The sequence below is a fragment of the Acinetobacter tibetensis genome (genome assembly GCF_023824315.1).
In the GTDB taxonomy this organism is placed as follows: Bacteria; Pseudomonadota; Gammaproteobacteria; order Pseudomonadales; family Moraxellaceae; genus Acinetobacter; species Acinetobacter tibetensis.
Genome location: NZ_CP098732.1, coordinates 2,824,864 through 2,847,234, shown reverse-complemented (window position 1 = coordinate 2,847,234; position 22,371 = coordinate 2,824,864). Strand labels below are relative to the sequence as shown.

At 41.2% G+C, this 22,371-nt stretch carries 16 protein-coding genes and 1 pseudogene; 8 read left to right on the top strand and 9 right to left on the bottom strand.

All coding sequences use genetic code 11. From position 1 onward, the window contains the following. Positions 1-52: 52 nt before the first annotated feature. The gene (locus M5E07_RS13695; RefSeq protein WP_252220044.1) at positions 53-1,579 is read right to left on the bottom strand and encodes a fumarate hydratase; all 1,527 of its coding nucleotides are present in this window, start codon (positions 1,577-1,579) and stop codon (positions 53-55) included. Positions 1,580-1,958: 379 nt separating this feature from the next. Between M5E07_RS13695 and M5E07_RS16425 the strand changes: the two are divergent. Then, positions 1,959-2,168, top strand: a pseudogene (locus M5E07_RS16425) (hypothetical protein); the annotation flags it as partial. After that, positions 2,077-2,292 carry a hypothetical protein gene (locus M5E07_RS16420; RefSeq protein ID WP_491523324.1) on the top strand — a complete coding sequence of 72 codons (216 nt, stop codon included), beginning with the start codon at positions 2,077-2,079 and terminating at the stop codon, positions 2,290-2,292. The pseudogene M5E07_RS16425 and the gene M5E07_RS16420, both read left to right, overlap by 92 nt. On the opposite strand, the gene M5E07_RS13690 is transcribed toward M5E07_RS16420, so the two are convergent. Further along, the gene (locus M5E07_RS13690) at positions 2,201-3,106 is read right to left on the bottom strand and encodes a helix-turn-helix transcriptional regulator (protein ID WP_252220041.1); all 906 of its coding nucleotides are present in this window, start codon (positions 3,104-3,106) and stop codon (positions 2,201-2,203) included. The genes M5E07_RS16420 and M5E07_RS13690 overlap by 92 nt on opposite strands. Before the next feature lie 180 nt (positions 3,107-3,286). Between M5E07_RS13690 and M5E07_RS13685 the strand changes: the two genes are divergently transcribed. Together M5E07_RS13685 and M5E07_RS13680 are read left to right on the top strand one after the other, a co-directional pair. Then, a complete protein-coding gene (locus M5E07_RS13685) occupies positions 3,287-4,192 on the top strand; it encodes a DMT family transporter (RefSeq protein WP_252220039.1) in 906 nt (301 codons plus the stop codon). Positions 4,193-4,249: 57 nt separating this feature from the next. Further along, on the top strand, positions 4,250-4,858 hold the full coding sequence (locus M5E07_RS13680) for a class I SAM-dependent DNA methyltransferase (protein WP_252220035.1): 609 nt from the start codon (positions 4,250-4,252) through the stop codon (positions 4,856-4,858). Between the two features lie 99 nt (positions 4,859-4,957). On the opposite strand, the gene pta is transcribed toward M5E07_RS13680, so the two are convergent. From pta to M5E07_RS13660, 4 genes are all read right to left on the bottom strand, one after another. After that, positions 4,958-7,117 carry a phosphate acetyltransferase gene (pta, locus tag M5E07_RS13675; RefSeq protein WP_116758612.1) on the bottom strand — a complete coding sequence of 720 codons (2,160 nt, stop codon included), beginning with the start codon at positions 7,115-7,117 and terminating at the stop codon, positions 4,958-4,960. A 50-nt stretch (positions 7,118-7,167) separates the two neighbouring features. Beyond that, positions 7,168-8,391: an acetate/propionate family kinase gene (locus tag M5E07_RS13670; protein WP_016168219.1), complete on the bottom strand. Its 1,224-nt coding sequence runs from the start codon at positions 8,389-8,391 to the stop codon at positions 7,168-7,170. A gap of 303 nt (positions 8,392-8,694) precedes the next feature. Beyond that, entirely contained in the window at positions 8,695-9,096 is a 402-nt protein-coding gene (locus tag M5E07_RS13665) for a hypothetical protein (protein WP_252220032.1), read from the bottom strand. Between the two features lie 128 nt (positions 9,097-9,224). Then, the gene (locus tag M5E07_RS13660) at positions 9,225-10,490 is read right to left on the bottom strand and encodes a glutamate-5-semialdehyde dehydrogenase (RefSeq protein ID WP_252220030.1); all 1,266 of its coding nucleotides are present in this window, start codon (positions 10,488-10,490) and stop codon (positions 9,225-9,227) included. A gap of 307 nt (positions 10,491-10,797) precedes the next feature. Between M5E07_RS13660 and M5E07_RS13655 the strand changes: the two genes are divergently transcribed. Further along, a complete protein-coding gene (locus tag M5E07_RS13655; RefSeq protein WP_252220028.1) occupies positions 10,798-12,123 on the top strand; it encodes an alpha/beta fold hydrolase in 1,326 nt (441 codons plus the stop codon). Between the two features lie 70 nt (positions 12,124-12,193). Here the strand turns inward: M5E07_RS13655 and M5E07_RS13650 are convergent, their stop codons facing one another. Both M5E07_RS13650 and nagZ read right to left on the bottom strand, forming a co-directional pair. Beyond that, on the bottom strand, positions 12,194-13,066 hold the full coding sequence (locus M5E07_RS13650; RefSeq protein WP_252220026.1) for a class I SAM-dependent methyltransferase: 873 nt from the start codon (positions 13,064-13,066) through the stop codon (positions 12,194-12,196). A gap of 109 nt (positions 13,067-13,175) precedes the next feature. Continuing rightward, entirely contained in the window at positions 13,176-14,195 is a 1,020-nt protein-coding gene (gene nagZ, locus M5E07_RS13645) for a beta-N-acetylhexosaminidase (RefSeq protein WP_252220024.1), read from the bottom strand. A gap of 225 nt (positions 14,196-14,420) precedes the next feature. On the opposite strand from nagZ, the gene M5E07_RS13640 reads away from it, so the two are divergent. Both M5E07_RS13640 and M5E07_RS13635 read left to right on the top strand, forming a co-directional pair. Further along, a complete protein-coding gene (locus M5E07_RS13640) occupies positions 14,421-16,610 on the top strand; it encodes a carboxy terminal-processing peptidase (protein WP_252220022.1) in 2,190 nt (729 codons plus the stop codon). A gap of 274 nt (positions 16,611-16,884) precedes the next feature. Further along, a complete protein-coding gene (locus tag M5E07_RS13635; RefSeq protein ID WP_252220021.1) occupies positions 16,885-18,945 on the top strand; it encodes a putative bifunctional diguanylate cyclase/phosphodiesterase in 2,061 nt (686 codons plus the stop codon). Positions 18,946-19,029: 84 nt separating this feature from the next. On the opposite strand, the gene M5E07_RS13630 is transcribed toward M5E07_RS13635, so the two are convergent. Then, entirely contained in the window at positions 19,030-20,604 is a 1,575-nt protein-coding gene (locus M5E07_RS13630) for a sensor domain-containing diguanylate cyclase (RefSeq protein WP_252220019.1), read from the bottom strand. Between the two features lie 323 nt (positions 20,605-20,927). On the opposite strand from M5E07_RS13630, the gene M5E07_RS13625 reads away from it, so the two are divergent. Further along, a complete protein-coding gene (locus M5E07_RS13625) occupies positions 20,928-22,190 on the top strand; it encodes a sensor histidine kinase (RefSeq protein WP_252220017.1) in 1,263 nt (420 codons plus the stop codon). The last annotated feature ends 181 nt before the right edge of the window (positions 22,191-22,371 follow it).

The following is a 22,371-nucleotide window of genomic DNA, read 5'->3' as shown; positions in this document are numbered from 1 at the left end:
CTTAACAAGACCTTAGCATGTTAAGGGTATTGAAAAAAGCAAAACTTAGGGTTTAGCCTGCTGCAGCATCTACTACAGGAATTTTACCAATTTTCGCTTGCCAGATTTTCGGTGCTGTTGCATGTACAGATGTACCATTCACATCAACCGCAACCGATACAGGCATATCTTTCACAACAAATTTGTAGATTGCTTCCATACCTAAGTCAGCAAAGGCAACCACTTCAGCTTCACGAATTGCTTTAGAAACAAGGTAAGCCGCACCACCTACAGCCATAAGGTAAGTTGCTTTGTTATCTTTGATGGCTTCAACTGCCGCTGGACCACGGTCAGCTTTACCAATCATACCGAACATACCAGTCGCTTCTAAAACTTGGCGAGTGAACTTGTCCATACGAGTTGCTGTTGTAGGACCAGCAGGGCCAACCACTTCATCACCTACAGGATCGACAGGGCCAACGTAGTAAATAAATTTACCTTTAAGGTCAACTGGAAGCTCTTCACCATTGTTCAACATGTCAACCATACGTTTGTGCGCAGCGTCACGACCTGTATAGATTGTACCGTTAAGCAATAATGTGTCGCCTGGTTGCCATGCGTTCATTTCTTCTTGAGTAATAGTATCAAGGTCAACACGTTTAGAACTTGAAGAATCCCAAGTAACAGAAGGGTAGTCTTCAAGTTTCGGTGCTTGAATGTGTGCAACACCTGAACCATCTAATTGGAAGTGTGCGTGACGAGTTGCTGCACAGTTTGGAATCATGCCGACTGGTTTACCCGCAGCGTGGCAAGGGTAGTCTTTGATTTTAATATCAAGAACGGTAGTTAAACCGCCAAGACCTTGCGCACCAATACCGAGAGCATTAACTTTTTCGAAGATTTCCATACGAAGTTCTTCGATTTTATTTTCAGGCCCACGACGAAGTAATTCGTCCATGTTGATTTCTTCCATGAGTGATTCTTTTGCAAGCATCATGGCTTTTTCAGCAGTACCGCCAATACCAATACCCAACATACCAGGAGGACACCAGCCTGCACCCATGGTTGGAACAGTCTTGAGTACCCAATCTACAATCGAGTCAGATGGATTAAGCATTGCAAGCTTAGATTTGTTTTCAGAACCGCCACCTTTGGCTGCAACCGTAATGTCCACTTTGTTGCCTGGAACAAGTTTGTGGTAAATCACAGCAGGGGTGTTGTCTTTGGTGTTTTTACGACCAAATGCTGGATCAGCCAAAACTGATGCACGAAGTACATTCGAGTTTTCTAAGTAACCTTGGCGTACACCTTCATTGATTGCATCATCGAGGCTCATGGTTAAATCGAATTTAACATCCATGCCCACTTCAACAAAGACGTTAACAATACCAGTATCTTGGCAGATTGGACGATGACCTTCTGCACACATACGAGAGTTAATCAAGATTTGTGCAATGGCGTCTTTCGCAGCTTTGTTTTCTTCACGGTCATACGCACGGCTCATCGCTTGGATGAAGTCTTGCGGGTGATAGTACGAAATGAATTGAAGCGCGTCCTTGACCGAAGTGATCAAGTCATCTTGCTTGATAATAGTTGTCATATCCAATATCTCTTGAGCGGGCTGTTAGCTAGCGGGCTAAATTATAAGGTATAACGTCACGGTTGTGGGTATTTTGCTGCATTTTTGGGCTAAAGTTTAATGGATAAAATCGGTTATCAAGAACACCATATTTTAGTTGCGATATTTGAACAACTGACAACATTGATTGAAAAAGTACAAGGGTGAATGGAGGACCTAAATTTAATGTGTTGAATTAACTGACTTTACTTTGTTGGTGATTTGAGTAAATTCAAAGTGATGGAATTGTCATAAATTTGTCATAAAACTTTCACATAATAAGCGCATTCCAAATAGAGCATTTTGTTATGGCATCTGCAATTCTAATGGTTGTTGGTTTTAGTTGTTTTATTGCGGCAACATGGTTTTACGGTCAAAAAGAAGATCAGGCTTAAGCTTTATCTTCTTTTTTTGTTTTAAACTTTCTTCAAATCTTCAAATCTTCAAATCTTCAAATCTTCAAATCTTCAAATCTTCAAATCTTCAAATCTTCAAATCTTCAAATCTTCAAATCTTCAAATCTTCAAATCTTCAAATCTTCAAATCTTCAAATCTTCAAATCTTCAAATCTTCAAATCTTCAAATCTTCAAATCTTCAAATCTTCAAATCTTCAAATCTTCAAATGTCTCTTTTAAAGGCTGGATTTTTCCCATTTTCAGCATTTGCGAAGGCGAATAGCCAAAGTGTTTTTTAAAGCGATGACTAAAATGGCTGCTGGAACTAAATCCATATTGCGTTGAAACTTCTGTGATTGTGGCAGTGGTGGTTTGTAATGTCTGATGTGCCAATTCCAGTCGTCGTAGCATCACATATTGATGCGGTGGCATATGCATAGACTGTTTAAACATATGAGCAAAGTGATACTCACTGAGCTGAGTTTGTTGTGCTAAATCGGACAGGGTTAAACTTAAATGTAGATGCCGATCAATCCATTGTAAAAGTTGTTTTAGGATATAAGGTGATAGGCCCCCTTTGACTTCAGGAGCTTGCCACTCGGTATGACTATAATTTTTAATTAAATGGTTAAGCAGCAGCGTGGTGGCAGTACTCATCTGCAAATGGTTTTCACGGTTTTGCCAGGCACTATTGAGTAAAAAGTGTCGATAAATCATCGCAATTTGTGGATCGGCGACAAAACTTTGCGGATTTAACTGTATTTGGCTTGGTTCACGGTCCCAGACTTGTTCTGCTACGCGTTTTAAGTGTTGTTCAGTGTAGTATAAATGCACGAAGGTCAGTGGATCACGTAAATCCCATGTTGAATCAAAATCCTGTGGCAACAGACACATGTGGTCGGGACCACCACCATTCTGCCAACCGCGCGCGGTTTTTTGATAACTGTGATATCCACCCTGAATGTACATGCTTAAAGTGTGGTGATTGCTACAGACCTGTACGCAGTCTTGGTTATTTTGCCACATGGCGAGCTGCATGCCTGAACCCAATTCGACTGAGTCGAGGAGTTGGGCTTTGTGTTGTTGTAATTGATCTAGAATCTGATATTTCATCTTCTACACGCAGTGCCAAATTGAGTAACTAGTGTAGGACTTCTATTCGGTCTTGTCATCCGTAGGCAAAATTCGGTAAAAAATCACAAGTTGATGATAGTGACCGCAAGAAGCTGTAAGTATTGAGTGTCTTTGTTCCGAGATAATGTGCTCAAGGTTATGAGTTTGGGTTGAAATTGAATGAATGCGCTATTATATGCTTTGGTTGTGGTGATTTGGGGCACAACATGGATTGCTATTAGCCTACAACAACAAAGCGGTATATCTGCCAATGTGGCGGTGTTCTGGCGTTTTTTTATTTCAGCACTTGTCTTGTTTGCTTTTATTGCGCTGTGGCGTAAATTGCAAAAACTGACAGTGAAAGATCATCTGTTTTGCATGTTACAGGCCTGCTGTATTTTTGGTTTTAACTTTGTCTGTTTTTATTATGCAGTGCAATATGTGAGTAGTGGCTTAGAAGCGGTGATTTTCTCCATGGCGGTGATCTTTAATACCTTGAATGCCAAACTGTTCTTTGCACAGCAAATTCCATCTCGGTTCTATCCTGCGGCTTTGCTTGGGGTGCTCGGGATTGTTGCTTTGTTTTGGCAGGATGTGATTGGCACCAGATTAAACAGTCAAACCTTACTCGGAATATCACTGTGTATGGTCGGAACTTATGGGTTTTCTCTGGGCAATATGATTAGTACGCGCCATCAGAAAAATGGATTGGATATTTTTACGACCAATGCCTACGGTATGTTCTATGGTGCTTTTTTAATGGCATTCATTTCATGTGTCCAACAGGACGACTTTTTTCCAACGATGCCTTTAAGTGCAATTTCGGCTTTAATTTATTTAGCAATTTTTGGTTCGGTGATTGGTTTTACGGCCTATTTCTATTTGGTGGGGCGTATTGGTTCGGGCAAGGCGGCATATAGTACTTTGTTATTTCCGTTGGTAGCTTTAGTGATTTCAACAGTGTGGGAAGGTTATCAATGGCATTCGAATGCAGTGATTGGGGTGATCCTGATTTTATGTGGTAACGCGATTTTCTTTGTTAAAATACCACGGTCAAAGGGTATACAACTTTCAAAACAAAGCTGAGTTTTGGGTAGATCACAAAGCAGATCATTCATGTCTTTAACATAAATAAGAAACGTGATGCCAAACAATCATCTATCAGAAAATATTATTGAGCTTTATCAAAAGTATGCACGTGAATGGATGGCAGTGCGTGGAGAGTGGCTATTTGAAAAAGTGTGGTTGGATCGCATGTTGGCTTTGCTGCCAGATCAAGCACATGTTTTGGATTTAGGCTGTGGGTCGGGGAAACCGATTGCTACTTATTTAATTGAACAGGGTTGCGCAATTACTGGGGTAGATAGTTCCGAGCTAATGTTACAAATGGCACGAGCAAACTTTCCTGAACAAACATGGCTTCAGGCGGACATGCGCCAACTCAATCTAGAACAAAAATTTGATGCAATCTTGGCGTGGGACAGCTTTTTCCATTTGACGCAAGACGATCAACGGCACATGTTTGCGCAATTTGCACGACATGCCAAACTGGGAACAGTGCTGATGTTTACCAGCGGTCCTGCACAGGGCAAAGCGATAGGGGAGCTGTTTGGTCAAGCATTGTATCATGCCAGTTTAGCCCCAGAAGAATACCACCATTTATTAGTTCAATATGGCTTTGAGGTGTTGAAAATGGTGGCGGAAGATCCTGAATGTACGGGGCATACCGTTTGGTTGGCAAGAAAAGTTTGAACCACTGTAGATATTCTGGGGTAAATGGGTAATTGGATTGATTGATCAAAGCAAAAAAAACCACTCTCGAAAGAGTGGTTTGGAAAAACGAAAAATTGTTTAAGACGCTTTGCTGGCTTTGGCTTCAACTTGTTGTTCTGCTTGAATCGCAGTGAGCGCAATTGTGAACACAATATCATCCACCAAGGCACCACGAGACAAGTCATTTACAGGTTTGTTTAAACCTTGCAACATTGGGCCGACGCTTACGACATTGGCAGAACGTTGTACTGCTTTGTAGGTGGTATTACCTGTATTTAAATCTGGGAAGATAAAGACATTGGCACGACCTGCAACTGGAGAATCTGGTGCTTTAGAGCGGCCAACACTTTCCACAGAGGCTGCATCGTACTGTAATGGACCATCAATCAAGAGGTCAGGGCGACGCTGTTTTGCAATAGCTGTCGCTTGGGCCACTTTTTCGACTTCTACACCTGCACCTGATGTACCTGTAGAGTAGGAAATCATGGCAATACGTGGGTCAATACCAAATGCTTTTGCCGAGTCTGCCGATTGAATGGCAATTTCCGCCAGTTGTTCAGCATTTGGATCTGGATTAATCGCACAGTCACCGTAAACATAGACTTCATCAGGCAACAGCATAAAAAATACTGAAGAAACCAATGAGTATTCTGGGGCAGTTTTAATTAACTGGAATGCAGGGCGAACCGTATTGGCTGTGGTATGTACTGCACCAGAAACTAAACCATCAACTTGATCGAGCGCTAGCATCATAGTGCCTAAGACCACAGTATCTTGCAGTTGCTCACGTGCCTGTAATTCGTTGATTTTGCCTTTACGTAACTCGACCATTTGCCCGACATAGTTTTCACGAATAAGGTCAGGGTCAATAATTTCAAGGTCAAATGGCAACTCGATATTGCGGGCTTTTGCCACCTCAATCACAGCTTCTGGTTTAGCCAAAAGAATACATTGGGCAATACCACGAGATTGACAGATTGCAGCGGCTTGAATGGTGCGCGGCTCATCACCTTCAGGTAATACAATGCGCTTTTTGGCATGGATGGATTTTTGCACCAGTTCATGACGGAAAGCCGAAGGAGATAGACGAGGATGATAAGCACCCTTCAGGAGCTGAGCTAACCATTCTTCATTAATATGGCTTGAGACGAAGCGAGTGACTTGCTCGGCGCGCTCAGTGTCATCCACTGGAATTTCATTGCTCAAGTTCATTAAGCTTTGCGCCGTTTCAAACGTACTCAGTGGGGTATGTAAGATTGGTAAGCCTTGCTTAATCGCAGTCTGGCAGAAATCTAGAATTTGGCTATTGGGTGCATGGTGTTCAGTTAATAGTAGACCTGCGAGTGGCGTTCCATTGCTGCTTGCCAAGCTACTTGCCAACAAAACATCAATACGGTCTGAAGCACTAATGATTAACTCACCTGCAACAAACTTATCCAGTTCGTGTTCAATATTGGCTGCGATCAGGCTGCTGTGCAGAACTCGGCGTTGTAACGCTTCACCTTGGCTAATCCATTCAGCTTGTAAATTGGCTGCTAAATCAGACATGCGCGGTACACTCAGTGTATTACTGAATGGCACCAGACCAATGACGGGCAGTTGTGCTGTCCCAATATGGGCATGAGTTTTTTGAATATCTGCCACAAATTTATTGGTATCACTTACTAAGCGTAGGCTTGGATCAAAGGTCAATGGAATTTGTGCAGAACCTTCAGGCAAGCCTTTGGTACGCATGAATAGCACCCCAGCAGTACGGTCACTCGATGCACCACCAAAATGACGCAGTTGAGCTTCGACTTTTTCAGCCGATGCAGGGGCATTATGAATATCTGCATTGCTCACGATGATGACTTTGGCATCTAATGCTTTTGCTAACGCGGCATTCAGTTCAGAGGCAAAAGCATCACGTGCGTTGGGTAATAACCCTTCAACAATAATAATGTCATGCTTCTTTGCAATTTGACGATGTAGACGAACAGCTTCTTCCAACAGTTCATCACTTTCACCACAATTTAATTGCTGAGTGACGGTTGCATAAGGAATAGGCTCAACTGTTTCACTTTTGGTAAGATGCTGAAAAAGTGCACTGGTGCGATCAGCTTCAATTTTAGTTTCTTGAGAAAAAGGTTTAAGAAAGCCCGCTTTAACACCTTGGCATTCTAAAGCATAGCTTAAACCTAAACATGCCGATGTTAGGCCAACGCCTTCACCAGTTGGGACTAAAAGAATTGTTTTCATAGTCGTTATGTATTCATTAAAAAAAGGAAAGGCAGTCAAGGCGCGATTGCTTAAGCAATCGCGGCAGTTGATTCAGGCTTTTTTGCAGTTGTCTGATTAACCTCATTGTCGACAACAATTGCTGTCTCTTTCGCGATACGACCTTCTTCATCGGTTGGAATCACCCAAATTTGTGGGCCAGTCCCTGCATCAATGCGACCTTCAGTACCACGTTTTAGGTTGTTATTTTGTTCTTTGTTCAGGTTAAAACCAAAGTGCGGTAAGTACGCCATGGTTTTTTCACGAATATACGCAGAATTTTCACCAATACCGCCTGTGAAGAACAAACCATCTAAACGCGGTAGGCCACAGCTCAGTCCAGCTAGAGATTTTGCAAGGCGATAGCAGAAAACTTCAATCGCCAAAGTCGCATCTTCATTGCCTTGTTCAGACGCTTCAATCAAGGTACGCATATCGTTAGACAAATTGTCAGATAAGCCAAGTAAGCCGCTTTCTTTGTTGAGCATCTTGTCAATTTTATAGACATCCCAACCAAGGTTAGCTGCCAAGAAGCTGTGTAAGCTCGGGTCTACATCACCACTACGAGTCCCCATCACAATACCTTCAAGTGGCGTTAAGCCCATAGAAGTGTCAACACTTTGACCATTCCAGATGGCACAAGTCGAGCTACCGTTACCTAAGTGAGCTGTCAACCAGCCGCCTTGTTTTAAGCTGCCTGCCAACTCTGAACCACGTTCAGACACATAAGCGTGGCTGGTGCCGTGGAAGCCATAGCGACGGACATTGTGTTCAGTGTAAAGGAATTTAGGCACCGCATAGCGATAAGCATGTGCAGGCATGGTTTGGTGGAATGCAGTATCAAATACAGCAACTTGTGGCAATTCAGGGAATAAACGCATGGTCGCGTCAATGCCAACAAGGTGTGCAGGGTTGTGAAGCGGTGCAAGCGGCGTCGCTTCACGAATACGTTCAATAATTTCTGGTGTCAATAATTCAGCTTTGGTCAATGTACCACCATGTACAACGCGATGACCAATGGCTTGAGGGTTATAGTGAGAAAGACGCTCTAAAATTGTTTCTAATGCTTTTTCATGATCCGCATGGGGAATAGACAGTTCTAGTGGTGCGCCACCAACAGTGACACCTTTAATGCGGGCTTCAGCAGAGCCTAAGTTTTCTGCCAAACCAAAAATACGATCTTCACGGCGTTCTGAAACAAGTGCATATTTAATTGAAGATGAACCGCAGTTAATTACTAATACTGATGTAGACACGTTTATATACCCGAATTTTAATTGAAATAAGTCGTCCCTAAAGTGATCTTTATGCAGTACTTATCAATGCAATCCAGATCAGTAATGATGTTTTATCATGTGTTGATTTTCTGTCCTAGATAGACTTTAGGAGATTAGACTTAAGCACTATCGACCAGTGAAATAATAATAAATAGAATTTATTGGTTGATGGTTTTCATTTATTAATGAAATAGTACCCAAGCATAAATTCTCCTGCCTGTACGTCTTTAACCCTAGCATGAGAAATGAATTTTGAGCAGGTGCTAAATGTTGTTTTTATGCTTAGTTTTGATACTTGATTTCTGACCAGCGTACAATCACATAAGCAATTAATGCCACCATAAAAAAGACCAGCATCATCCAAGCCAGACCTTGTAAGGTTTCAATAATCGTCCGATAAATTTCCAGTACCCAGCGCTCTTGAGTCAGTTCAATCACAATTTTCTTGTCATTATCGGTATAAGTCAGCGGCGTGATGTATTTTTCCATATCGTAAATACGAATGCCTGAAGATGTTCCGACCACCATACCGGCAAATTTGGTGTATTTTGCCCAAGCTTCATGAATCGGATCGTGAATAATGCGTGCCAGAATAGCATTAATCGAATTGGAAAAAATTTTCATTACCGTAAAAGAAACCAGTAATGCCAGTAAAAAGGTACAAATGATCAAATAGTAAAACATGCGATTTCCCTTTTATCTTTTTCAATTTTTTTATCATGTTACAAGATTTAGGGCAGGGAGAGTGTAGTCGCTGTGTTCAGCTTCATGGTTGAAACTGAACACTTAAAGATACTTTAGATAGAGAGGAATTATTGACGAATTTGTCCGTCGCCTAACACAATCCATTTTTGCGAAGTTAAACCTTCTAAGCCGACTGGGCCACGCGCATGAATTTTGTCGGTAGAGATGCCAATTTCAGCGCCTAGACCATATTCAAAACCATCGGCGAAACGTGTAGAGGCATTCACCATCACTGAGCTAGAGTCGACTCGTGCAAGGAATTGACGCGCCAAACTGAAGTTTTCAGTAATAATCGAATCGGTATGATGCGAACCATATTTATTAATATGTTCAATGGCTTCATCCATTCCTGATACGACTTTAACTGCCAAAATTGGACCTAAATATTCGGTGTACCAATCTTCTTCACTTGCAGGCTTGACGCCACTGCCTAAAATCCGTTGTGTTTCAAGGCAACCACGCAGTTCAACATTTTTCTCTGCATATAGCTCTGCAATACGTGGTAAAAACGCTTCGGCAACGTTCTCATCCACCAAGAGTGTTTCCATAGCATTACACACGCCATAACGATGGGTTTTGGCATTCAGTGCAATCGGTAGCGCCTTGTGTAAATCTGCCTGCGCTTCCACAAAGACATGGCAGTTGCCATCTAAATGTTTAATCACAGGAATACGGGCTTCATTGCTAATACGCTCAATTAAACCTTTGCCTCCACGTGGAACAATCACATCCACATATTCCGACATGGTTATCAAATGACCTACTGCTGCACGATCCACTGTATTAATCACTTGAACTGAAGTTTCAGGTAAACCTGATGCTTTGAGGCCATGCTGAATAGCTGCCGCAATGGCTTTATTCGACTCCAATGCTTCAGAACCACCACGTAAAATAATGGCATTACCAGACTTCAACGCCAGAGAAGCGGCTTCTAAGGTTACATTTGGGCGTGATTCATAAATCATACCGACCACACCCAGTGGCACGCGCATTTTTCCAATTTGGATGCCAGAAGGACGGTAGGCTAAATCCGTGATTTCACCAATCGGATCGACCAGACTGATGACATCTTTCAGACCTTGTAGCATCGCTTTAAAGCGTGTGGGGGTAAGTTCTAAGCGATCAAGCAAGGCACTGTCTAATTGATTGTTACGGCCTTTATCCATGTCTATTTGGTTGGCCGCTAAAATCGTAGACTCATTGTTCTGTAATGCTGTGTAAATTGCTGACAAAGCATTGTTTTTCATTTGGGTAGAAGCGCTGGCTAACACGCGCGAAGCTTGGCGTGCTTGTTGTCCTACCGTTTGCATATATTGTTCAATCGACTCTTGCATGGCGGTTTGATCACTTAGAAATTTCAGTTCCGATAGTAACAGCCTGTGTACTGACAATGAAGTATCTCGGTAAAAATAGGCAAAAATTTAGCATGTGCTATGTCTTACATCGCTTTTACCGTAAAAAAAGATAAGCGGTCATGGAATGAGTTGCGCCTAAAAACAACCTTTGTATATTATGACAAGCGATAATGACATTGACGTCTTACACAAAAATAGAATGAGTTTGTGCTTAAAAATAGGTACATACGTTGCTTAAAGTAGTGTCTTGCAAAATAAAAATAAGACAAGGATGGAGGTAAGGAATATGAATTCCATTATCCAATTGGACGCGGAATTACAGTCATCAATAAATCGTCATGGTTTTTTTGATTTATATAATAAGCACAGCTTTAAACAGCCAGCTCGAACCACTTGGATAGATGGGTGGAAAATCGAGTACATGGCAATTGCTGAACCTGAAACGCTTCACCGTACGCCCATTGTGATTATTGGTGGGGCATTCCAAAATTTTAACTCCTATAAATATTGTGTAGAGCAACTGTTTGCCGCAGGCCCCGTCATTTTAATTGATTTACCATCTATGGGTGCAAATCAGCAAATTAGCAATGTCGATACAGGGCTTTCGGCAGGGACATTAGAGTTAAGTGATCTTGCAGTCATGTTGGGACAGTGGTTGGATATTGTCGGGCTGAAGCGAGTTTCAGTCATGGGAATGTCTTTAGGTTCCGTGTTGGCATCGGGTTTGGCAGATTTACGTCCAGAATTGATTGATCGCATGATTCTGATGGGCGTAATGCAAAAAACACGCAAAAGCTGGCGCATGTTACTCGAAGAATCCTTATTTTTAATGCAAGAACAGCGTATGGAGGAATTCGGTCAGGCGGTCATTTTGTATTTGGTGAATCATGCCAAACTGGATGTGACTCGAATGTCGCCAACAGCAAAGCGTTTGTTCTTTCGACAGATGGCAGAATTTACTGCAACCGAGCAAGAACGCTATGAGATTAACTGTAATCGCTTGCTCCGTTTAACCGATGTACCAATTCCAAGCTGTAAGGTTTTAGTGGCTTGCGGTCAATATGACAGTTTCACCTTGCCGTATGAAAATGCCAATTTTGCCTTGCAATGTCCTGAGATGGAATTTGCCATGATTGCCAATGCGGATCATGTGCCACAATTACAACGCCGTAAAGAAACCATGCATTTATTCGCAACTTATTTACGTGGCGAGTCTATTCAGCAGTTAGATGGCATTCTAAATATGACACGGGCACAGCTATTAACCATGGAGCGGCGTGGCGAAGCAAGAATTCAGGTGAGTCAACCATTTACGCATTTAACTCATCGCCATTCAGATTTACAGCTAGCAACTGAAATTGAAGATATGAATTTCTTTGGTTTAAAACTCAATTTTACCCAAGGTGACAGTCAAATCGCTGCACAATATCCACGTGATTTAGCTTTACATCTGCACGATGAGGAAGGTTCTTTTGCGATTGAATGTTTGATCTTCGAAATAGGTGAAACGCATGTTCGTGCCCTATTTAAACACGGCAGCTTTGACGTGGCGGAACGTCTACTGCGCTATATTCAACGCCAGCAAGCCTTGATGATGTCGGCAAGTGCTTAAAAATCCAGTGACTAGAAATTTGCAATGAAGTGTCAATCAAAGGGAGCTATAGATCGCTCCCTTTTTTATTTTAGTACTTTAAAGTGGGTTGTGAGGCAGGTTTACTTGAGGCGTGTAGCATCCAGACCAAATCGCCCAGATGTTCTTCAGAGGTGTTTTCATCTGTTTGTGCTTGGAAATAGAGTTTGGGTTGAATGATGGATGAGGTTTGAAAACCTGCATCTTGCAAAAAATGCTGAAGCTCATTCGGTTGAGTAAAGTGAAAACTAAAGGCACTACGGGACATCATTTTTAACAGTTTGCTGCTACTCCAAATAATATGTGCCAATTTATTTTTGACGGGTTCAGGGTAAATATCACTGAGATAATGAATTTCAGGGAAATGCTGCCCATTGTGATTAATTGCTTGGAATAATTGTGCCAATAGGGTTTTATCAAAGTAGTTAATTAGTCCTTCACTAATCACCACCAGTGGAAATCGCGTGTCAAATTTTTGAAAAACCTGAGTAAATTCATCGCTAAAAATATCAGCGCTGAATACCTGAGGGCTATTGGATTCAAGTTGTTGCAGTGCTTGAGTTTTGACGTGTGCCATTTCGGGCAAGTCTAATTCTCGATAGACCAAGTTTGGAAACTTGCGACGGAAACTCCAACCGCGCGGTGAAAGCCCACATGCAATTTCTAAGACTTGTAGCTGCGGGTGTTGTGCAATCAATTGATAGAGATGTTCATCAATCATACGGTGGCGTTGCTTCAAGGTACTGCGCATACTGCCCCCCACATAGCGCTCTGCCCAAGATTCTAAAGGATGCACCAGTTTTGCTAAAAATTTACCTTTGGCTGTGGCAAAAACGGCATTTGAAATCCCCATTTGATACCAAATGTAACCTGTGTAATGGGCTGTAAAAGAGATATGGCGATGTTGTGAAAGTCCTTCTGTCATGTCTTCCTGACCTACTTTTTTGTTTTGATTTTAGTACAGCAATCGTTGCTGAAAGTGCTTACATCATAAAGAAAAAGGAGCACTTTGTGGTGCTCCTTCCGTCGAATAGTTAGTTGGTATTTCTAAAGGCGGTAATGTTGTCTCTTACACGTTGCCATTCAGCGCCCAACGCTAAAGTTTCACCAATTTGAATATTCGGGATTTTCCCGCGCATACGTTCTAAACGTTGTTGATTTGGTAGCGGTAATTCTGTCATGCCTGCCAAAGCGATACATTGCGCAGCACGATCATTACACACCAGCCCCATATCACAACCTGCTTTCAGAGCAGCTTGAATACGGGCATCTGCACCACCAACGACACACGCAGCCTGCATGCTTAAATCATCGGAGAACAACACGCCATTAAATTTCAATTCTTGACGAAGAATGTTTTGAATCCAGAACTCAGAGAAACCTGCTGGGTTCGGATCGACCTGCTCATAAATCACGTGCGCGGGCATTAAGGCATCAAGCTGAGGCATCAGTTGGATAAAACTTTGCATGTCTTTGGCAAAGATTTCCGCATAAGGACGTGAATCAATGGCAGCCGCGACATGTGAGTCTGCCTTCACTGAACCATGCCCAGGGAAATGTTTGCCTGTTGAAGCCATACCTGCACGTTTCATACCGTTCAGAAAAGCACTGGCAAGCGGCACAATGTCTTGCATGTTTTTGGCAAAACCACGGTCACCAATCACATCGCTAATGTCATTTAAGTCGAGCACAGGGGCAAAGCTAAAATCAATCCCAACAGCCAAAACCTCAGTTGCCATGAGCCAACCACATTGTTCAGCAAGGTCTAATGCCTGCTCAGCATCTTTTTGGTATAACTCACCAAAGCGACCCATGGCAGGAAGTAGGGTAAAGCCTTGTCTTAAACGTTGTACACGTCCACCTTCCTGATCGACCGCAATTAAAATTTCAGGACGAATTTGACGCATATGATCGGTCAGTGCACGGACTTGTTGTGGGGACTGAATATTTCGTGCAAATAAAATCACGCCACCGACTTGCGGAGCTTGCAATAGTTCAATATCTTCTTGGGTAAGTTCTGTGCCAGCGATGTCTAGCATCAATGCGCCAATCATATCGGTGTCCGTGTTTGAATTATTTAAATAAAGAAGCTGAAGGGATCAGCTTCCGCGAAACAATACCCGAATTCTGCAATGATTTGCTACATTTTGTCAGCACAGATTATGATAAAACTACACGACATAAACATATTTAGTTGTTTAAGATGTTGAATCTGCACCATTCATGTTGAATAACGACGCAGTAATTTTGGTCAAAAACCAAGGAAGTACAAATTATTTATGAAACTTCAAACAATAGCTTGTGCAGTTGCCATTGCGACTGGTGGTTTGTTTTTCACACACGCAATCAATCAAGCAATTGCAGCCAACGATACCGCTGTAGTCTCAAAATCTGTCGTGCCAACAAAAGAACAAGCGCTAGTTTCACGACAATTGGCAACCTTAGTTGACCGTCAACATTATTTAAATATGCGTTTGGATGCAGATACTTCGAACCGCATTCTCGATTTTTATCTGGACAGTTTAGATCCAGACCATACAATTTTTCTGAACTCAGAAGTTGAGCAATATAAGAAACAATATGGTGCGACCTTTGGCGCAGCATTAAAAGCAGGGGATTTAACTGGTCCTTATGCCATTCATGCCCAATATCGTGAACGTTTGACACAGTTTTATGCGTTTATGTTGGCAGAGCTGAAAAAAACGCAAAATTTGAATCAGCCAAATGTTTATATTGATGTCGATCGTGAAAAAGCAGCTTATTTTAAAAATACTCAAGAGCAGCGTGCCTATTGGCAAAAAATGCTGGTGTCACAACTCATCAATTTGAACATTAGCAAACAAGAAGAGCAAGCCAAGCAAAAAGTTCTGAAAGATAATCCAGAACTCGCCAATGGACAGGATCTAACCAGTCCAGAAGACCTGACTCCAGTACAAACCCTGACTAAACGCTATACCCGTCAATTGGAACGTATTAGCCGTACCAAAAGTGATGATGTTCTGGATAAAACCTTAAATGCGATGATGCTGACCTATGATCCGCACAGCAACTATTTCCCACCTGTTGATGCGATGGAATTGAACCGTCAAACGACCTTACAGTTAGAAGGAATTGGGGTATCCATTCGCCCAGAACGTGGCAATGAAGACTACACCAAGATTGAAACCATTGTAGATGGTGGTCCTGCAAGTAAAACAGGGCAAGTGAAGTCGGGTGACCGCATTATTGGTGTGGCGCAAGACGGCGAAAAAATGATTGATGTTGTCGGTTGGCCAAGCAATGAAATTGTGGGGTTGATTCGTGGTAAACGTGGCACCAAAGTGACGGTACGTCTATTGGCAGCGGGTGCTTCAATGAACCAAGCACGTAATGTCATCATCGTACGTGATGTGATTCAGGAAGAAGATGCTGGAGTACGTTCACGTGTGGTTGAAGTGAAACGTGATGGTAAAGTGCACCGGATGGGTGTCATTGAAATCCCATCTTTCTACTTGAACTATCGCGCGCGTCGTGCGGGCAATGAATATCGTTCGGTGTCAGAAGATACCAACAATGCCTTGAAAGATCTGCAAACGAAAAATGTAGAAGGCATCATTATTGATTTACGGAATAACCCTGGTGGTTCTTTAGAAGAAGTGGCGCGTATGCTAGGGCAGGTGATTAAGTCTGGTCCAGTGGTACAAATTCGAGATGGCAATGGCAATGTCAGCGTGTTTGAAGATGATGACGGTGGCGCGCAGACCTATGCGGGTCCGTTGGCAATCTTGATTAATTTGGCTTCAGCTTCGGCCAGTGAAATTTATTCTGCTGCCATTCAAGATTATGAGCGTGGCATTGTCATTGGGAGTACCACCACAGGTAAGGGGACTGCACAGGTCCAACTGGACAGTTTGGCTTATGGACAGGCGACCTTGACTCAACGTAAGTTCTACCGTATCACAGGCGGAAGCACACAAAACAAAGGTGTCATTCCAGATGTAACGTTGGTGGATATCTATAATGAAGAGTTTGGTGAACGTAAAGCGAAGAATGCCTTGAAATGGGACACCATTCCGACAGCACCATTTAAGCGAGAAGGTTCCGTTAAACCTTATGTACAACAACTTGATCAAGCTTCTGAACAACGCGTGAGTGTTGAGCCACAGTTCAAATATTTGGAACAGCGCAAAGCGATTGCGAAAAAATCGGATGAACAAAAACGTATTGTTCTCGATATGGACCAACGTAAAGCGGAGTTGACAGCACTAGAGCAAGAAACTTTACAGGCGGAAAACCAACGTCGTCAGGCGACAGGACAAAAGCCATATGCAAATTGGGAGAGCTACCAAGCATCTCTAGATGCATTGGCGGAGTCTCGTGCCAAAATGAAAGCAACGCAACGCCCTGCATTACCTGAAGAGGAAGCATTTGTGACCGAAGCGGCGAATGTATTGCTGGATTATGCGAAAATACCGAAAGTGAAGTCCTGATTCTTTAGCAGGATAGACCTGATTTAAAGCCAGTCCCATCGGACTGGCTTTATTGTATTCTGAGTGTTAAAAAAGGCATAAAAAATAAATGGATAACAGTCAATTGTGCTACTATTTTTTCAAAATATTCAAGAATAAACACTTGACCAAAAGGATAGAGTATTAGATTCTAAACAGGATTATAAAATTTGAAAAAACTTACCGTTTTTTATCGCTTGAGAGCTCGACTTTGAATGTATTGATAAAAAAAAGATGACCTAAACGGAAGCTTTATATGGTTCATATACATTATGATTTAAGCCTAGTTATAGGTTCTATTTTATTTGCTTTGTTGGCATGTTTAATGGTCGTGTCACTCGAGCAATTATTATTTCGTGAGCCACAGCAGAAGCTTCACAACGTAATTTTGGTGACCAGTGGATTGGTGCTTGGGGTTGCCATTTGGTGTATGCATTTTATTGCTATTTTCGCCTACCATTTCCCAGAATCATTTACTGTAGATTTGGGGCTAACTTTAACATCTTATTTAATTGCATTTATTGCTTCGACATTTGCCATATGGCTAATTACCCGTCCAACCTTATCATTTGCACGTCTCATTATGGGGGCGGTATTAATGGGATTGGGTATCTCTGGCATGCACTATACAGGGATGCTTGCATTAGAATTGCCGTCTTATCATATTCAATACGATGCCATGTTGGTGGTGTTTTCAATTATTTTTGCAATCTGTGGTTCAGGCTTAACCTTCTGGTTAACATTTAAATATAAAGCTGCAATCAAATATAAACTCTGGTTAAAACTGGGTATTGCATTAATGATGTCGACGACCATTGTCGGTATGCATTTTAGTGGTATGGCTGCTACCAAGTTTGTGAAATATGCCACCGATTTGATCATCTTAAACCAATCGGGTTATAGCTTAATTTTATTCACCGTATTATTGGTGACTTCTCTGATTTTTATTGCCGCTTTTTTTGTCGCGGTGTTAGAGCAACGCTTAGAAGAGCGCAACTTACAATTATATACGGCAAACCAAGAGCTGGCGAAACAAGCGGTTCGGGATAATCTGACCAAATTACCTAACCGATTGTATTTAGCTGAATATGCGCACTTTCTATTTACCAATCACCGTTATAATGACCAAAAAATTGCTTTTCTTTTTATTGATTTAGATCGATTTAAGGGGGTGAATGATGTCTTTGGTCATCATGTTGGCGACCAATTGTTGGTTCAGCTTTCAAGCCGTATTCATGCCCAATTGAATGAACATCAAAAATTACTCCGTATTGGTGGTGATGAATTCTTGATGGTGATTGAAGATGCGAGTTTAGAACAAGCCGAACATATGGCAAATGTTGCACTTGAACAAATTCAAAATAGCTTTTTGATTGCAGGGAAGGAAATTAATATCTCGGCAAGCGTTGGTATCGCGATGTTTCCTGAACATGGCAATAATTTGCAAGATTTACTAATCAATGCAGATGCGGCAATGCTTTCCTCGAAATATCAGGGTCGCAATACCTATTCGGTGTTTAACTATACGGTAGATCAGCAAGAAACAAAAAGTTTAACTAAATTAATCAATGATTTATATAAGGCTGTGGAAGAGCAGCAATTTATCTTGTTTTACCAACCTAAATTTACTACTCGCGATCATCAAATTTGTGGTGTGGAAGCATTAATTCGTTGGCAGCATCCAACTTTGGGGCTATTAACCCCAAATATGTTTATTCGGGGTGCTGAAAAGACCGGACTGATTATTGAAGTGGGCTATTGGGTACTGGAACAAGCGTGCCGTCAGATTCAAATTTGGGAAAAAAATAATGCACCGTTTTTCCCTGTTGCTGTAAACCTTTCTGCTGTGCAATTTGAACACAAGCATTTATTTAGCAACCTAGAACAGTTATTTGAAAAATATCAAATTGATCCAAGTCATTTGATGATTGAAATTACAGAAACGACAGCGATGCATCATATTGAATCCAGTATTTTGAGTTTTGAGCGTTTGCGTCAAATGGGCATCAAGTTGGCAATTGATGATTTTGGTACAGGCCATTCGAGTTTTCTGTATTTAAAAAATCTTCCAGTGGATGAGTTGAAAATAGATCGTGAGTTTATTTATGATTTAGAAGTTGATTCTAAAGAAGAAATGATTCTAGAAAGTATTATTCAACTGGCGATTAAACTCGGTTTGGTGGTGACAGCTGAAGGGGTGGAATGTGCCTCACAAGCAGAAATTTTATCGCGTTTAGGTTGTCAACAATTACAAGGCTATTTACTCGCTATGCCCATGGAAGTCGAGCAACTCGAGCTTTTAACCATCAAATCGTGAAACGTGGGGATGGAGGTAATCTGATTTTGATTGCTTAAGATGACGTTTATTCGGCGCGATTCAATTCTCAAGCACCAGTTTACGTTACATACAGATGCGATTACGCCCATTCGCTTTGGCTTGATACATGTTTTCATCAGCCAGTTTCATGACGGCTTTAATATGAATGGAAGTGTCAGGCCAATGTGCAAGACCAATGGAAATGGTGATTGGACCAATCCCTTCAATTAAAGTCGATTCTAATTTTAGTCTTAGGCGTTCTGCGAGTTTATAACCAATATTCAAATCGGTACTTGGTGTTAAAACAATAAATTCTTCACCACCGAAACGGCAACACACATCATTATCGCGGAAGTTGGCCTGAATCAGTTCAGCTACTTTTTGTAAGACCAAATCGCCTTTGTCATGTCCATAGGTATCATTGACTTGTTTAAAGTGATCAATATCAATGGCGATCACACAAAATTGGGTTTTGGCATTGATCAATTCTTGAGTAAATACATCCATGCCACGACGGTTATAAAAGCCCGTCAGTGGGTCAGTATTGACATGGTAATTTAGCTCATTAATCCGCTTTTTAAAGTTTTGAGCACTCAGCAGTAAAGATAGGCGGAATTTTAAAACTTCAAAATACCAAGGTTCAATGCTTTTAATTTTTTGATCGATATCTGGGGTATTCAATACACTGGCCATTTTTGCAAGCTGTTCTAGTGGATTGGAAATGAGATAGGCAATACGCCACACAATAAAGAAAATAACTAAATAAAAGATCGACATACCGAACAAAATTTTATAAACAATACTGGTGGCTTGTTTTAAGAGTACCGCAGTGGGTTGTTGGGAAACGATGATCCATTTGGTTGACGGTACATAGGCAAAACCCGCGAGATTTTCATGCCCTTGGCTATTTACCAATTCCATTTTTCCATACTTGGTCGCCTGAATGTGGGCAAGCCCCGAGTTGTGCGTGACCGTTTCACCAATTCGTTTAGGATCAGGATGAAAAATAATGCGATTATATTGATCAAGCACATACATATAACTGTTTTGATAATTATATTTGATACTGAGCAACTCTCGGATTAAGTTATTTTTCTTTAAATACAATGCTCCGCCAATAAAACCGAGATATTGGTGGTTTTGGTCAAAAATCGGTTGGGAGATAAAGACGATTAAATTATGTCGAATTGAATAATAAGGTGGTGTGATAACAGGGGCTTTTTTTTCTAATGACAGTTGAATGCCGTAGGTTTTATTGACTTGCTGTTTATTAAATGCCAAATGCTCTGGTGCATAACTGACAAAGCGTCCATGTTTATTGATGATGACGACACTGTCAAAAAAATCGGATTGATAACGTAAGCGATTGACTTCATTTTGCAGTGTGCTGGAATCATCAAAAGAATGACCCAGAATGTCTGCACTATATGCCAGTTGCTTGACTAAACTTTTAAATTGTAAGTCCGTTCCTTGGGCAATTTTTGAAGCATAATCAAAATTGACAGACAATGAATTTTCAATCAGTTGTTGGCGCTGAATGTAGTAGCTGACGGCCAGTGAAATCACAAATAGGCTAAACACACTAAACATCGCAAGAAAAAGAATTAACTTTCTCAAATCTAGATTGAGTTTTGAAAGTAGCCTTTGCAGAATGGTCATCACAATATGGGTCAAGTGCTGTTGAAAATGTCGTATGTGCTAAATGCTGTCGAGTGACGATATTGGATTGAAAGTCAGTCTGAATAAAACTTGTTTTACATTGAACAATGTATAGAGAAACGAGATAAAAATCTAGTTTTGATGAAATTTATCTATGCGTTTAACACATGTATGACTGGTCAACTCAGAAATTAAGTATTATATTGTTTTTGTAAATATATTTTAATTTTTTGTATCATAATTAAAAAATCTGTTCTTAATTAAAGGTTTAACTGAATCTGCATAATCGACTGTCGCAATGTTTGATTTTCTCCGAGGCAATTATGAACATACAACTCTTAGAGATTGGCTCAGAAACCGAGCAGTTAAGCGCTTGTAGACTTTCATTGCTGTTAGGGATCACATCACCACAGAATCAAATTTCGAGTTTTCTCAAATTGGCGCGGCAACTGCTTGCTGTGGATTATGCTGTTTTACAATTTTATAATGAGCCTTATGCATGGGTGTCAATGCAGTCGGGTTTAAAAGCCTATGCCAGTTCCCCATTGTTTCCCAGTTTGGTCAGACAAGCGTATATCGATGAGCGACATCCTGATTATTCAATTTTCTTAACAGCAATTTCAACTTTAGGCTTGGTATCACAGCCTCGTTTAGTGGTTTTGAATTTACAAAATAGCGAAGGTGATTCGGTCGGTCACGTGGCTTTGTTTGACCATCAAACACAGGCATTTACGCAAGATCAAATTCAAATGCTGCAAGAGCTATTTGCCAGTTTAATGAAGCATATTGAACTTAAAATTGATCATGCAGAACTGAAAGAAATGTATGAGCAGCAGTCTGCATTAAATTTTAGTAAAACCAAATTCTTCCAAATTATTGCACATGATTTACGTGCCCCATTTCATGGCTTGCTTGGATTTTCAGAGGTTTTAGCCCAAGAGCGGAGCAGTTTGGATGAAGACAGTATTCAGAATATTGCAGACTATTTGCATGACACGACGCAATCGACATATAGCTTATTAGAAAGTTTACTCAATTGGGCAATGGCAGAAGGTGGGCGTTTTGTCTTCCATCCGATTAATTTCCAGTTAAAACAGGCTTCAAAAATTGTTTTTGATGTGCTGAATGGCTTAGCTGTTAAAAAGAAGATCCAATTGATTAATGCTGTACCCGAAGAAATCAAAGTTTTTGCCGATATTAATATGGTCACTTCGGTGATTCAGAATTTAGTTTCCAATGCGTTAAAGTTTACGCATATGGATGGTTCTGGCGTAGTCAAAATTTCTGCTGAAGTCACAAGCAAAGGGGTTGAGATTGCGATTCAAGACACAGGTTTGGGTATGACTTCGCAACAAATTGAACAGCTATTTCAACCGCGGTTAACGGTCAGTTTTAAAGGCACAGACGGCGAAAAAGGGATGGGGCTTGGTTTAGTACTGTGTAAACGCTTTGTAGAAATTAATCAGGGCGAAATTCAAGTGCAATCCAAAGAGGGGGAAGGTACTCTATTTAAAGTGACTTTGCCACGAGCGGAATCTTATTTAGCCCTGAGTCAAAACCAAAAGAAAAAAGAAACTTCGTCTTAATCACATCTCTTTTCCAGATGATTCATATTGTTCAAAAAAAACCTTCAAAACTACACGCATTCGGTAGTATCCCCGCATTTGATTGAGTACACTCGAGCTGGAGTCGACGTCATACTTATGCCCAATATCAGCTCAGATTATTTCGAAATATGCTTATTGTTCAACCAGAACTTTGCTGATC

What these genes read in the sequence shown, in the direction of transcription:
- M5E07_RS13695 (WP_252220044.1), bottom strand. Translation starts at nt 1,579, where the DNA reads ATGACAACTATTATCAAGCAAGATGACTTGATCACTTCGGTCAAGGAC.
- M5E07_RS13690 (WP_252220041.1), bottom strand. Translation starts at nt 3,106, where the DNA reads ATGAAATATCAGATTCTAGATCAATTACAACAACACAAAGCCCAACTC.
- M5E07_RS13685 (WP_252220039.1), top strand. Translation starts at nt 3,287, where the DNA reads ATGAATGCGCTATTATATGCTTTGGTTGTGGTGATTTGGGGCACAACA.
- M5E07_RS13680 (WP_252220035.1), top strand. Translation starts at nt 4,250, where the DNA reads ATGCCAAACAATCATCTATCAGAAAATATTATTGAGCTTTATCAAAAG.
- pta (WP_116758612.1), bottom strand. Translation starts at nt 7,117, where the DNA reads ATGAAAACAATTCTTTTAGTCCCAACTGGTGAAGGCGTTGGCCTAACA.
- M5E07_RS13665 (WP_252220032.1), bottom strand. Translation starts at nt 9,096, where the DNA reads ATGTTTTACTATTTGATCATTTGTACCTTTTTACTGGCATTACTGGTT.
- M5E07_RS13660 (WP_252220030.1), bottom strand. Translation starts at nt 10,490, where the DNA reads ATGCAAGAGTCGATTGAACAATATATGCAAACGGTAGGACAACAAGCA.
- M5E07_RS13655 (WP_252220028.1), top strand. Translation starts at nt 10,798, where the DNA reads ATGAATTCCATTATCCAATTGGACGCGGAATTACAGTCATCAATAAAT.
- M5E07_RS13650 (WP_252220026.1), bottom strand. Translation starts at nt 13,066, where the DNA reads ATGACAGAAGGACTTTCACAACATCGCCATATCTCTTTTACAGCCCAT.
- nagZ (WP_252220024.1), bottom strand. Translation starts at nt 14,195, where the DNA reads ATGATTGGCGCATTGATGCTAGACATCGCTGGCACAGAACTTACCCAA.
- M5E07_RS13640 (WP_252220022.1), top strand. Translation starts at nt 14,421, where the DNA reads ATGAAACTTCAAACAATAGCTTGTGCAGTTGCCATTGCGACTGGTGGT.
- M5E07_RS13635 (WP_252220021.1), top strand. Translation starts at nt 16,885, where the DNA reads ATGGTTCATATACATTATGATTTAAGCCTAGTTATAGGTTCTATTTTA.
- M5E07_RS13630 (WP_252220019.1), bottom strand. Translation starts at nt 20,604, where the DNA reads ATGACCATTCTGCAAAGGCTACTTTCAAAACTCAATCTAGATTTGAGA.
- M5E07_RS13625 (WP_252220017.1), top strand. Translation starts at nt 20,928, where the DNA reads ATGAACATACAACTCTTAGAGATTGGCTCAGAAACCGAGCAGTTAAGC.